Source organism: Sphingopyxis sp. H073 (assembly GCF_001468395.1).
Classification (GTDB): domain Bacteria; phylum Pseudomonadota; class Alphaproteobacteria; order Sphingomonadales; family Sphingomonadaceae; genus Sphingopyxis.
The window spans coordinates 90229-103529 of sequence record NZ_LNSG01000005.1; the positions used below are offsets into that span (position 1 = coordinate 90229).

Consider the following 13301-nt stretch of genomic DNA (forward strand, 5'->3'; position numbering starts at 1 on the left):
CCTATTGCTTGGTGCTTTCCGCGCTTCGCAGCGCAAGGGCGACACTGCGCGCCACGCGTTCGGCGAGCGTGACTGGCACGGCGTTGCCAAGCTGCCGCATGGCCTCGGACCAGACGCCCTCGATTCGATAGGAGTCGGGAAAAGTCTGAAGGCGGGCGCTCTCCCTGACCGTGAAATAGCGAACCGATCCATCGGGCCGAGCGAGCATGTTTTCTCCTCCGGGAACGCCATGAACGCCGGCCTTCAATGCCTTCGCGGCGTCATCCAATGGGCTGCCGGTATGGCCGGGATAGCTGCGAGCTCCCGGCTGGAACCTGTGGCCGGAAAGGCCCGAGGCTTCCGCGGGGTTGCGCTCGGGGTCGGGCAAGGTCGCGAGAGCATCGCGTACGGTGAGCCATGGCAACTCAGCTGGCTTTTCCGTAAGCCGCTCTGCTCGGGACCTGGTGCGCTCGGCGTTCGACCATCGCTCCGCCTTGGAAACGTTGTGCCGTTCGAAATAGTCCCCGTGGGCCTGATCCCACAATAGGGCTTCCTGCGAATGAGACGCTTCGGGGAAGGACCATTCAATACCCTGATCCTTTCGGAACCCAACAAAGAATACCCGGTGCCGCTTCTGGGGCACGCCATAATCGGCCGCGTTCAATACCTCCGCAACAAGTCGGTACTCCAACCCGCGCTCCGCCCTCGAACTCGTATGATGCCTTTCGAGCCTGCGCAGATGCGTGGACCAGTCCTCGTCGTCCATTGCGACGAGCTCGGGGTATTGCATCTGTAGCTTGATGTATTCGTAGTAGGAACTGAACCGAGCCCGCGTCAGTCCTCGCACATTCTCGAAAATGAAGGCTCGAGGCTTGACCTCGCGCACCGCGCGAACCGCCTCCGGGAACATGTCGCGCCGGTCCGCTTGGGCGCGATGTCGGCCACCAACCGAGAAGGGCTGGCAAGGGGGGCCACCGGATACCAGCTCGATCTTGCCCTCGTGCGCGGTGAAGTCGGCGTCGCGAACGTCACGCTCGATTTCGAGCGGCCAACGTTTCGCGTCCGCCTGACTGGCATGCCGATTGGCGAGAAGGGTGCGCTGGCAATTCGGCTCCCATTCGACAATGCGCTCAGGCTTGAAGCCCGCTCGCCCAATCCCAATGCTGAGACCGCCAGCCCCTGCGAACAGTTCGATCGCCTTCATTGCGCATCATCCATAAATATCGACAAAGTCTGCCTCATTTCACCCTCTTTCCTAGTCCGGCACGCCCATCTGACCAAGGCCTTTCAGTCCTGTTTCCGCAGTTCAATCGCTGCGAGGTCTTCACGAGCCTTGTTGTGCTGAAGTGTGGATAGCTAGCAGGTAGGAAAGGGGCCCATGACGCGCCCCATATTGTGCTGTAGCGGCATCGTGCCGAGCGCACGCTGAGATGGCCATTCCATCATGTGTGTGTCGAATTTACATCTCGTTGGTGAATGCCGCCTCTTCTACTTTCCGCCTCTTCTACTTTAAAGAATCGCCCAGTCGCGATCGTCCCTCCAATCGCCGCGCAAGTGCCTCGACAAATCCCTCATACCGCTCCCTGCCCTGCGCTTGCGCTGCGGCAAGGCCACTATCCGGCAGTGGCGGATTGGCAGTAAGCCAGAACCGCACGAACAAGGCCAAAGCCTCTGTGGTGATCTCAGTCTGCTGATCGAGCTGTCCAAGCCGCCGGTCGATGCGATCAAGGCGGCGGCTGAGCGCTGCCTCGAGCTGCTCAGGGTTCACGCAGCAATGCAAGTGCCTGTGGTGGCGATAACACTGGCGCGTCTGGCCTGGCTGTCGCGCGCGCTGCCCATGTTGCGGACACCCGGCGACCGACAATGCGGGTGCCATCGTCGGTCTGGAGCCGGTAGACACGGGTGGATTCTTCGGGAAGCTGTTTCCAGATCGGCAGCAGCAGGCCGGTGACGATGTGCAGTTCGCTTGTCGTGAAATCATCGACATGCGCCACCTCGTCTTGCCAGATTGTCGCGAATGTCCGCTCGTCCACCTCATCCCAGTGGGTCTCGGGAAGGTGGGTCAGGGCGAAGTTCAGCCGCTCCATCGGCCGGATCAACCGGACGCGGCGTTCAACTTCGCCATCGTCAAGCATGACGCTGCGAGCCGGCAGCTGGACTGCAGCGCGTTTCGAGCGAGTGTTGACCAACAGCCGTGCGCCAGGCTCACGCCGAAGGTCGAGCGCCCGCTCGAGCGAGACCGGCTGGTTGCGCTCCTTCATTGCAATGCTGAGCAACCGGGTCTCTGCGCCCGTGGCCGGATGGACGTAGATCGGCTCACTGGCTGTGACGGTGAAGCTGTCGGCGGTCAGCGTCTCCAGCCCGAGATCGTAACTGCCCGCCGCGATTGCGCTCTCGACCTTGGCGCTAAGCAACTGCTCGAACACCGTGAACAGCACGTTCTGCATGTCGATGGTGAGTGCCAGCAGCCTGTTCAGGAAGGTCGTGATCGGCGGCAACTCGTCCTTGAGGCACCCGCTGCTGTCGGTCAGCGACAGGCCGGTCATGCTTTCAAAGGTCGCGAGCGAGCATCGCTCGACCTTGCCCGCATAGATCAACACATAGAGCTGGCGCAGCGCATCGCGGGCATAGGGGCTTTCGAGATTGTCTTCGGGGCGGAACAGCCCCTGACCACCGGTCTGCCGCTGTCCGCGCGTGATCGCACCCAGAGTGTCGAGCCTTCGCGCGATGGTTGAGAGGAAGCGTTTCTCGGCCTGGACATTGGTGGCCACCGGCCGGAACAGCGGCGGCTGCGCCTGATTGGTGCGATTGGTGCGGCCCAGGCCCTGGATCGCGGCATCGGCCTTCCAGCCTGCTTCCAGCAGATAGTGATGGCGGAGCCGCTGGTTCCTCGCGCCCAGATCGGCATGGTAGCTGCGTCCCGTGCCCCCGGCATCGGAGAATACGAGGATTTGCTTGCGATCCTCCATGAATGCCTGCGCGTCGGCGAGGTTGGCATGGGCTGGCCGGTTTTCAACAGCGAGCCGGTCGCCGTTCGCATCGACCTTGTGGACGATCCGGCGCGATCGCCCGGTCACCTCAGCCACCATGTCGGTCCCGAACCGCTGCACGATCTGGTCGAGTGCGCCTTGGACCGGTTCCATCGATGCCAATTGCTCGATCAGCCCGTTACGTCGTTCGAGCGCCTCGCGGCACTGCACGACATTGCCATCCTCGTCATAGGCTGGCCTCGACGCGAGATTGCCGTTGCCGTCGGTGAAGCTCTCATGAAGCTGGGTCGGGAAGCTGTGGAGGAGGTAATCCAGAACATATTCGCGGGGCGTGATATCGACCTGAATGTCGTTCCACTCGCCCGGATCGATATCGGCGAGGCGGCGCGACAGCAGTGCCTCCCCCGTCGAGACGATCTGCACCACAGCGGCTTGGCCATCGGCGAGGCCCTGCTCGATCGCGGCGATCAGCGTTGGCGTTTTCATTGCCGTGATGAGGTGATTGAAGAAGCGCTGTTTGGCGGATTCAAACGCCGAGCGGGCCGCCGACTTGGCCTGCGCGTTGAGCGTGCCCTCGCTGCTCGTGACGTTGGCGGCCTCCAGCGCTGCGTCCAAGTTGTTGTGGATGACCTGAAACGCCCCGGCATAGGCATCATAGATGCGGACCTGGTCCGGTGTCAGCTGATGCTCGACCAGCTCATATTCGACGCCTTCGTAGGAAAGCGAACGGGCGGCATAGAGGCCGAGCGATTTCAGATCGCGGGCCAGCACTTCCATCGCTGCGACCCCGCCCGCTTCGATGGCCGCAACGAAATCGGTGCGTTTGTCGAAGGGAAAGTCTGCGCCGCCCCACAGGCCGAGCCGCTGAGCATAGGCAAGGTTCTCGACCGTGGTGGCCCCGGTTGCAGAGACATAGACGACCCGGGCATCGGGCAGTGCATGCTGCAGACGCAGTCCGGCACGTCCCTGCTGCGAGGGGGCGCAATCGCCCCGTTCGGATTTGCCGCCGCCGGCATTCTGCATGGCATGGCTCTCGTCGAAGACAATGACCCCGTCGAAGTCGGTCCCCAGCCAATCGACGATCTGCTGGACCCGGGAAACCCGGTTTTCGCGCGCGTCGGAGCGTAGCGTGGCATAGGTCGTGAAAAGGATGCCTTGCTCGAGCCGGATGGGTGTGCCCAGACGGAACCGGGCGAGCGGGGTGACCAGCAAGGGCTCTTGCCCCAGAGCCTTCCAGTCGCGCTGCGCATCTTCTAGCAGCTTGTCGGATTTCGAAATCCAGACTGCGCGCGTTCGGCCCTTGAGCCAATTGTCGAGCACAATCCCTGCAACCTGACGCCCTTTGCCAGCTCCGGTGCCATCACCGAGGAACCAGCCCTTGCGGAACCGGACGGCCGTGTCGCAATCATCGGGCGCGGCTTCCACCTTGTCCCAGGTCGCATTAACGGACCAGCTGCCGGCGAGATGGTCGGCATGGGCTTCGCCCGCATAGATTACCGATTCGAGCTGGGCATCCGACAGCAGCCCCTGTTCGACGAGGCCAGCGGGCAGATGGGGACGATAGCTCGGCTTGGGCGGCGCGACCGAGGACATCGCCGCGGATTGCACCAGTCGTGTCGGATGCGGCTGAGCGCCCGCGATGCGGATCGATTGGAGCGTGTAGGGCTCATAGAGCGTTTCGGAGAGCTTGCCGTCAGTCGGAGGACACCAGTCGATCACATCATAGTCGAGCGGCACGCGGGATGTCGCAGGGACCGGGGCTGCAGCCAGTCTCGGCTTTGGGCTGGCTTTGATCGCTTGTGAATTGCGGGCAGCGACCAGTGGCTGAAGAGCTGATGCGGCGATGGGCTGACGTGGCGGGAGGCTGTCGGCCAACCAGCGCAGCAAGGTCGCAAGATCGGAAGCCATGCCCGGCGATGCCGGAAATTGCGCTGGATCGTCTGCGGGCACCTTGTCGATCACGGTCAGCCGGGTTTCGACCGAAGTGCCGTGCGGTGCGAACACGCTGCCCGCTATCACCGCGCTGAACACTACCCGTGCCTTGTCCTGCATCCGGATGAAGCCATCCCGCCATGCCTTGTGATCCGGCGCGCAGTTGGCTCCTGTGATCGCCACGAGCCGTCCACCGTCGGCAAGCCGCGCGACGGCCGATGACAGATGCCGGATGGCTGCGTTGGCCACACGGGCTTCGACATTCAGCGCTGCCGAGAACGGCGGGTTCATGATGATGCAGCTCGGCACCACGGCTGCATCGAGCCGGTCGTGGATCTGTGCGGCGTCATGCATGGACAGGGGCGAGCCTGCAAACAGGCTGCCAAGCAGGGCGGCACGCACGTCGGCGACTTCGTTCATTGCCAAGCTGCATCCTGCCAGTTCAGCCTGGATGGCCAGCAGCCCAGTGCCCGCAGAGGGCTCGAGCACCAACTCGCCCGGGACGAAGCCTGCAGCAAATCCGGCCACCCATGCCAGTCCCAGCGGCGTCGAGAATTGCTGGTAAGCCTGCATTTCCTCGCTGCGCCGGGTTTGCGTCGGTGCGAGCCGGGCAATCCGTTCGACCAGTTTCAGGCGTTCGAACGGCCCGGCGATCCTGGCATGGATCGCCGGGCCGTAGCGACGCATAAACAGCAATTGCGCGACCTCGACGGCTTCATAAGCGGTCTTCCAGCTCCAGGCTCCGGTCGCATCGCTTGCGCCAAAGGCGGACTGCATCGCGGTGCGAATGGCGGGCGTGTCGATCCGGCGACCGGCGGCAAGGTGGCCGAGCAGGTCATCGGCTGCGGTGATGATCGCGGTAGCGGTTTGCTGCGGGGAAGCAGCGGAAAGCGGGCGCGCGGAGGCACCCGCCAAAGGCGAGTTGGTCATGTCGGATTTCCTTCAATGAAGTTGGGGTGGTGCCGACCCGATCAGGCGGGCGGAATATAGGCCTCGTAAGGATTGCCCGGCGCGAGGTGCCCGAACGGTGTCATCACATATTCGCCGTCGTCGCGGCCAACGGCGCAAAGAACGTAGCGGGTTTCGCCGCTGGCAACCTCAGTGCACTCCATCAGCGCGAGATCGCCGGCTTGTGCTGCTTGCAGCAGTGTCTCGAAATTGGCGCGGGCATGGTCAGGAATTGCCATGGCAAGGCTCCTTCATCGGTGAGGGGGGAACAAGACACGCGGGGCGACCGGGGCCGCCCCGCGCGAGCAAAGTTCATTCGGCAGCGATTGCGAAGGCATCGTCGGCGTCCGCCTGTTCGGCATCATCCGCAAGGAAATCGGGCAGGTCGGCGATTTCAGCTTCATCTGCTTCGATGACCGGCAACCGCAGGGGTTCCGGCAACCAACCGGTGCCGCCCAGCAGCCGTTCGGCCTCGCGCGCCATGTCACCCTTCTTGAGATGTTCGATCAGGGCGGCGGTCGCATCGCCCTTGGCTTCGCGGACCGCTTCAATGATCCGGGGTTTGGTCACCCGCCCGAGGTAGTTGTCGACCGTTGGGGTCCAGCCAGCCTCGGCCATGTCGAGCCCGACGACTGCTGCCAGAGCATCTGCGGCGGCAATGCGCTGCGCCATGCCATGCGCCGAAATGCGCCCGTCATAGCCCTTGCTCGGCTCAAACAGCGCATTGACGCCGTGGCTGACACAGTGGGCGAGCAGTGCCATCTGCTCATCCTGCGGCATTGCGGCGAGGGCGTCCCACAGCGGCTGTGGTTCATCCGGCAGCCTTTCACCCCAATGTTCGTGCCGCGCCTGGATCGACTGGCTCCAGACACTCTCGCGCAAGTTCGGTGCGACATTGCCGAGCCAGGCCTGGGTGACGCCGATCTGCACACAACCATGAGTCCCGTGGGGACGGAACACCGACAGGACGAGCGCATGGAGAAGGGCGAGGAAAGCCGCCTGCGGAGCGTTGGCCAGTGCATCGCGCAGAGCGAGCGTGCGTTCAGCAGTGAGTTCGGAAACGAGCCTGTCAGGTAGCGGTTTGATCGCCTCGTCTTCGTCGTCGTCACCGCCGGTCTGCGCCGCTTGCCCTGCCACGGTGACAGTCGGGCCATCGGACACGTCTGCGTTGGCATCGTGCGCACTGTCATTCTGGCCATCAGCGAGGGGTTCATCTTCAGGACGGACATAGCCGCGGTCGATCCGCAGGCGACCATCATGGGTCAGCGAAATGAACACGCCGGCGCGCGCCATGTCGTCCGGATCGTAGACGGTGGGACGAGTGTTCAGGGCGGTCAGTTCGGCATCGATCTCGGTCAGCCGCGCATCGACTTCGTCGGGAAGGTCGCTGCCATCGCCGTAGTCGTCGCCAATGCGGTCATATTCCTCGACCAGCACATCACGCCGTGCCTGCTCGTCGTCGGTCAACGGAACGGTCGTGCCGACGATCCGGCGTTTGCCGCGCTCGCAGCCATAGGGCAGGTCAACCGCAGCCTCGACCCATTTCCAGCCATCTGCACCGATTTCCTGGGCGAGTTCGGCGAGCTTCTCGCTCACCAGCAATTCGACCAGTCCGGGATCCTGCAACCATCCATCCTCGTCCGACGAAAACAGATCGCGCATCACATAGCCGCCAGCCTCGGTGTAGGCGTCAATGCCGATGAACCGGACGCGGCGGTCACTTGCGGAGATCGCATCTTCGGTCAGCAAGCGGCGGATGTGGTAAGCCGGCACATGGTGCCCCTGATTGACCTGTTCCCAGACCTGCTCTTGGCGCGCGTGGTTGTCGGTGACCGAGAAGGCCATGAGCTGTTCGAGCGTGATGCCGTCCTCACCATAGATCTCGAGCAGGGTGGGCGAGACCGAGGCGAGCCGCAAGCGCTGGCGTACGGTCGAGACAGACACGAAGAACCGCGCGGCAATGTCTTCCTCCGACAGACCGGCTTCGATCAGCGCGCTGAAGGCACGGAACTGGTCGAGCGGATGCAGGGCAACGCGCATGACGTTTTCAGCGAGCGAATCCTCTTCGGCGATCCCGGCTTCGCGCACGACGCAAGGGACCGGTTGATCCTTGGCCATCCGCTTGGTCTTCACCAGCAGTTCGAGGGCCCGGAAACGGCGGCCACCGGCCGGCACTTCGAACATTCCGGTTTCCTTGCCGTCGGCGTCAAGCACGGGGCGGACGTTGATGCTCTGGAGCAGGGTCCGGCGATAAATGTCCTCGGCCAGATCCTCGATTGAAAGGCCGGCTTTCACGCGCCGCACATTCTTCTGGCTCAGCACCAGCTGCGAAAACGGGATGTCGCGCGAGGAACTGAGCACGAGCTTGGGCAGTGTCTTGGTCATCGGGTTTCTCCATGACGGGCCGCCCGAAAGACTCTCTCTCAGGCCCGGACCCGTCACGAAGCGAAGCGCCGCCCTCTCACTCTGAGAAGGCAGCGCAACGTTCAAGTAACACGCTGGGCCCGGGGAGGCTTAGTGCACCCGGTCGAGCAACTTCTTGGCCTTGCCCTCCATGTCGAGCCGGGCGTCCTGATGGGGCTTGGACCGCGCAAGGGCAGTGATGCCCTGCACGAAATCGAAGATCGATTCCGGCGGGCGGCCTTCCTCGGCGAGGACGGTCTCGATGATCCGGCCGGTTTCAGCCTTGGAGAATCCGCGCGCCCGGAGGAAATCCTGCCGGTCTTCGTCGCTACTGGCGACAATTCGCTCCCGCGCGGTCTTGATGCCGTTGATGAACGGCTGCGGCGAGGAATTGGCAAAGTTCAGCAGCGCCGGTTCGGCTTCATGGGCAAAGCGGTTCGCGGCATATTTGCTGTGGCGAATGCTGATCTCCTCGAAGTCCTCCACCCCCCACAGGTTCCGGTTCTGGCAGACCGCGCGCAGGTAGAAGCTCGCCATGCCGAGCGTCTTTGCGCCGACCTCGGAGTTCCAGCAATAGAACCCGCGGAAGTACAGATCGGGCGATCCGTCGGGCAAGCGCCCGGCTTCGATCGGGTTGAGATCATCGACCAGAAACAGGAAGACATCGCGATCCGATGCATAGAGCGTGGTCGTATCCTTCGAGATGTCGACGTTAGGATTGTAGACCCCGGTCGACCAGTCGAGCACGCCCGGAACCTTCCAGCGTGTGTCGCCGGTGCCGTTGCCAGCGATCTTCTGCACGGCTTCGACGAGTTCGTGGTCGTAGATCCGGCCGTAGTCGGGGCCTGTCACTGCGCGCAGTTCGAGGCGGCCATTGTCGGTTTCGAGCGTTTTGATCTGCTCGGCTCGGTTGGAGGTCAGCCCGTATTGCAGATTGATCGCGGCCAGCGGCGCCGGAAGTTGGCGCAGATAGGCAGCAGGAGCGCCTACCTGGCTGGCCAGTTGCCCAAAGCTCCAGTGGGTTGGCGTCACCGGTGCCTCGGCACCCGGCAACATGAGAGCCAGGCGTTCCGGATCATTGCGGTTCGCCTCGACATGGATCAGCGCCGTCTCGACCACGCGCGTCCGGCTCCGGTCAGACCGACCGCGCACCGACCGGGCAAGATCGCCCAATGACAGAAACCTCTCATCATCGGGGCGCGAGAACCATTCCGACGACACCCGACCCACGCGCGAGCCGCGCGAGACATCCACCTTGTAACCGCCGCTTGAGTCGCGGCGCGTATCGAGAACCTGCATATCCATGGGGAATCTCCATGACGGCTGGCCGGGAGCCTCTCTCTCGACCCTCATTCCGTCACGGCGAAGCCCGCCAGACTTTCACTTTCAAATCCCAAGGCTTGTAGTTGCACGAGCGACCAGCGAGATCGCCATGGCAGAAAATCTGCACCCTGACAGAGGCGGAGCGTCGCGTCATCGCTTGCGCAGGCGGAAAGGCGGGGCCTGTCGGCTTTCCCGGCCTGCGCTTTGGGCCATGTCCGCCGGATCAGAGTGCGTGCGGGGCCCCATGCGTCAGACACCGCGCCCTCAGGAGCAGGGCCGACAGCCCTGCGGGACAGAGCGCGTCAGCAGCCCCGCTCCTCGTTTCGGGGCGTTGCGGGGTGTCCCCGCTGAGGTGGGTGTGAAGAAGACGCGCAGCGGGTTCGACCAGGGAGGAAGCGTCCTCCCGCACATCGAAAATCAAGCCTCTACGCCAGCCTACGAAACACGTTGATTACGTGGCGATTACGTGGCTCTCGACAGCCCCTTGGAAGGGGTGTATATTTGCACTTAAGCCATTGAGAAGTTTGGTGGACGCACTTGGGCTCGAACCAAGGACCCGCTGATTAAGAGTCAGCTGCTCTACCAACTGAGCTATGCGTCCACATGCCGGTTTCGGCATTCTTCTGCGGGGCCGGGAAACTCCCTGCCTCGCGAAGAGAGCGCGCCGCTATCATGGTGTTTCGGGCTTGGCAATGCCCAATTGCAGATTTTCTTCAATGAAAGCGGCGTGTCCCGGTTTTGCTGTCGTTTTCGATCGCCAGGATGATGCCGACGCACGTCATGATCGTCAGCATCGACGAACCGCCGTAGGAAAAGAGCGGCAGCGGGATGCCGACGACGGGCGCCATGCCCATCACCATCGACAGGTTGATCGCGATGTAGAAAAAGATCGTCATCGTGAGCCCCGCCGCGGTGAGCTGGCCGAAGCGCGTCCGGGCACGGAGCGCGACGCGCGTGCCCCAGCGCAGCAGCAGGAAGAAGGCGAAGAGCAGCGCCAGGCCACCGATCAGTCCCCATTCTTCCGCCATCGTTGCGAAGATGAAGTCGGTGTGGCCTTCGGGGAGATAGTCGAGATGGCTCTGCGACCCGTTGAGGAAACCCTTGCCGCCGATCCCGCCCGAACCGATCGCGATCTTCGACTGGCTGATATGATAGCCCGCGCCCAGGGGGTCGCTTTCGGGGTCGAGGAAGATCAGGACGCGCTTCTGCTGATAGTCATGCAGCATCGAGAAGAGGATGGGCAGCGCCGCGACGCCGGCACCCGCTGCGCTGCCGAACCACCAGAAGGGAAGGCCCGCGACGAACATCACCACGACGCCGCCGATCGAGATCGCGAGCGCCGTGCCGAGGTCGGGCTGGAGCATGACGAGTGCCGCCGGAAAGCCGATCGCGAGGAGGGCGGGCCAGAGCGCGGTGAAGGTACGCGTGTTGCCCGGGGGCAGCTGCGTATAGAAGCGTGCAAGCGCGATCACGATCGCGACTTTCATCAGCTCGGATGGCTGGAGGTTGATGAAGCCGAGGTTGAGCCATCGCTGGCTGCCGCCGCCGACGAAACCGAGCAGTTCGACCGCCATCAGCAGCGCGAGCACCCCGATATAGCCGATATAGGCGAAATCCTCGAAGAGACGGAGCGGGAGGCGTCCGATCACGAGCGCGGCGCCCAGAAAGACGAGGAAGCGGACACCCTGCTGCCACGCCCAAGGCGACCAGTTGCCGCCCGCCGCCGAATAGAGGACGAGCAGGCCGAAGCCGCAGATAGCCGCCAAAAGCGCCATGAGCTTCCAGGGGAAGCGCTGGATCGCGGGTGGAACCGGGATCATTGGGCGAGGCCCGGATCGGGCGCCGCAATGCCGGCCTTCCAGGCGGCGTAGTTGCGGTCCATGCGTTCCTTGATCGTGCCGCCCCAGCCGGCCTCGAAGGTCTCGAGCGCCTCCATCCCCTTTTCGCGATCGTAGATGAAGGTTAAGACGTCCTTGGCGACGGGCGCCGCGGCGCGACTGCCGCCCATGCCATGCTCGATAATGACCGAAATCGCGTAGCGGGGATTGTCGACCGGTGCGAAGCCGATGAACAGGCCGTGGTCGCGAAAGCGCCACGTCCCCCCCTTGCCGTTACCGGTGTTGAGGCCTCGCACCTGCGCGGTGCCGGTCTTGCCCGCCATCGCGATGCCATCGAGCGGCAGGCGGCTGCGCCCGGCGGTGCCGCCCGGCCCATTGACGACGAGGTTCATGCCTTCGCGTGCTGTGGCCAGCGCCTCGGCAGAGAAGGGGAGGGCCTCGTTCTTGAACTGCCGGTTGACGAGGCGCGGATAGAGGCGGCGGCCCGACGCGATGCGCGATGCCATGACGGCGAGCTGGAGCGGGTTCACGCTGACATAGCCCTGGCCGATGACCGCGTTCAGCGAGTCCGATGCCGACCATGGCTGGTCATATTTCTTCATTTTCCAGGCGCTGTCGGGAATCGTTCCGAAACGCTGGTTGCTGCCCGCGAGCTGGAATTCCTCGCCTAGCCCCATCAGGCGCGCGGTCGGCGCGATCGCATCATAGCCCAGCCGGTGGGCAACCCAGTAGAAATAGCTGTTACAGCTTTTCATGATCGCGTGCGGCATGTCGAGGCTGCCATGCGTGCCGAGGCAGCGGAAGAAGCGGCTGCCGAGGCGGTAGCCGCCGATACAGGTGTGGCGCTCGCTGGGGTCGATGCCATGCTCGATCGCGGCGATCGCGGCCATCGGCTTCAGCGTCGATCCCGGCGGATAGAGGCCGCGCGTCGCCTTGTTGATCAGCGGCTGGTGATCGTCGGCGCGCAGCCAGCTATATTCCGAATTGCTGATCCCGTCCGAGAAGCTGTTCGGATCGAAGCTCGGCATCGAGACGAAGGCGAGGATGTCGCCGGTATGCGTGTCGATGACGACCGCCGCGCCGGACTCGGGGCCCATGCGCCGCGCGACATAGTCCTGCAGGTCGGCGTCGATGGTCAGGTGAACGGTCTTGCCCTGCACGTCGGGCTGGGTCGACAGTTCGCGCACGACCTTGCCACGCGCGGTGACCTCGACGCGTTTGGCGCCGGGCTTGCCGCGCAGCATCTGCTGGAAATATTTCTCGAGCCCGTCCTTGCCGGTCTTGTAGCCGGGGGTGATGTAGAGCGGGTCCTTGACCTTCTCATATTCCTCGGCGGTCGGCGCGCCGACATAGCCGATGAGGTGCCCGACGGCGGCGCCGGTCGGATAGTTGCGCGCGAAGCCGCGCTGCGGCGCGACACCGGGCAGTTCCGGCAGGTGGACGAGGATCGACGAATATTCCTGCTCGGTCATATCCTCGGCGATGGCGACCGGCTGGAAGCCCGATGCGGCCTTCAGGTCGCGCTCGATACGTTCCATCGCGTCATTGTCGAGGCGGAGCAGCGTGCGGAGCTGCCCGAGGACATTCTCCTTATTGTGCAGCCGGTCGGGGATGATGTCGACGCGCAAGGACACGCGGTTGTTCGCAAGCGCCTTGCCGTTCCGGTCGACGATCCAGCCGCGGCGCGGCGGGACGAGCGTCAGATTGACGCGGTTGCTTTCCGCTTCGAGCACATAGCGTTCGTTGTCGATCACCGAAATATAGGCCATGCGCGCGGCGAGCGCCACGCCGACCGCCGCCTGCGCGCCGCCGACGACGAGCGCGCGGCGGGTAAAGGTGAAGCCGCGCCAGGCTTCGGTGATCGGGGGACTCTTTTTGCCAAACATGA

The 13301-nt window shown here is 63.7% G+C and carries 7 protein-coding genes and 1 tRNA gene; all 8 read right to left on the bottom strand.

Annotated features, from left to right (window positions below):
* Position 1 precedes the first annotated feature (1 nt).
* A complete protein-coding gene (locus ATE64_RS10970) occupies positions 2 to 1183 on the bottom strand; it encodes a DNA cytosine methyltransferase (protein ID WP_058456596.1) in 1182 nt (393 codons plus the stop codon).
* A gap of 553 nt (positions 1184 to 1736) precedes the next feature.
* On the bottom strand, positions 1737 to 5831 hold the full coding sequence (locus tag ATE64_RS10980; RefSeq protein WP_197410156.1) for a strawberry notch family protein: 4095 nt from the start codon (positions 5829 to 5831) through the stop codon (positions 1737 to 1739).
* Between the two features lie 41 nt (positions 5832 to 5872).
* Entirely contained in the window at positions 5873 to 6088 is a 216-nt protein-coding gene (locus tag ATE64_RS10985; RefSeq protein WP_058456597.1) for a DUF6117 family protein, read from the bottom strand.
* Positions 6089 to 6161: 73 nt separating this feature from the next.
* On the bottom strand, positions 6162 to 8234 hold the full coding sequence (locus ATE64_RS10990; RefSeq protein ID WP_058456598.1) for a ParB/RepB/Spo0J family partition protein: 2073 nt from the start codon (positions 8232 to 8234) through the stop codon (positions 6162 to 6164).
* A gap of 129 nt (positions 8235 to 8363) precedes the next feature.
* Positions 8364 to 9557 carry a hypothetical protein gene (locus tag ATE64_RS10995; protein WP_058456599.1) on the bottom strand — a complete coding sequence of 398 codons (1194 nt, stop codon included), beginning with the start codon at positions 9555 to 9557 and terminating at the stop codon, positions 8364 to 8366.
* A gap of 543 nt (positions 9558 to 10100) precedes the next feature.
* A tRNA-Lys gene (locus ATE64_RS11000) sits at positions 10101 to 10176 on the bottom strand.
* 112 nt (positions 10177 to 10288) lie between these two features.
* Positions 10289 to 11395, bottom strand: a complete 1107-nt coding sequence (gene rodA / locus ATE64_RS11005; protein ID WP_058456600.1) for a rod shape-determining protein RodA — start codon at positions 11393 to 11395, stop codon at positions 10289 to 10291.
* Positions 11392 to 13299, bottom strand: coding sequence for a penicillin-binding protein 2 (gene mrdA, locus ATE64_RS11010; RefSeq protein WP_058456601.1), 1908 nt, complete (start codon positions 13297 to 13299; stop codon positions 11392 to 11394). The genes rodA and mrdA overlap by 4 nt, the downstream gene beginning before the upstream one ends.
* Positions 13300 to 13301 lie beyond the last annotated feature (2 nt).

Excerpts from the sequence above, each read along its gene's own strand:
- ATE64_RS10980 (WP_197410156.1), bottom strand. The coding sequence starts at position 5,831 with ATGACCAACTCGCCTTTGGCGGGTGCCTCCGCGCGCCCGCTTTCCGCT.
- ATE64_RS10970 (WP_058456596.1), bottom strand. The coding sequence starts at position 1,183 with ATGAAGGCGATCGAACTGTTCGCAGGGGCTGGCGGTCTCAGCATTGGG.
- ATE64_RS10995 (WP_058456599.1), bottom strand. The coding sequence starts at position 9,557 with ATGGATATGCAGGTTCTCGATACGCGCCGCGACTCAAGCGGCGGTTAC.
- mrdA (WP_058456601.1), bottom strand. The coding sequence starts at position 13,299 with ATGTTTGGCAAAAAGAGTCCCCCGATCACCGAAGCCTGGCGCGGCTTC.
- ATE64_RS10990 (WP_058456598.1), bottom strand. The coding sequence starts at position 8,234 with ATGACCAAGACACTGCCCAAGCTCGTGCTCAGTTCCTCGCGCGACATC.
- rodA (WP_058456600.1), bottom strand. The coding sequence starts at position 11,395 with ATGATCCCGGTTCCACCCGCGATCCAGCGCTTCCCCTGGAAGCTCATG.
- ATE64_RS10985 (WP_058456597.1), bottom strand. The coding sequence starts at position 6,088 with ATGGCAATTCCTGACCATGCCCGCGCCAATTTCGAGACACTGCTGCAA.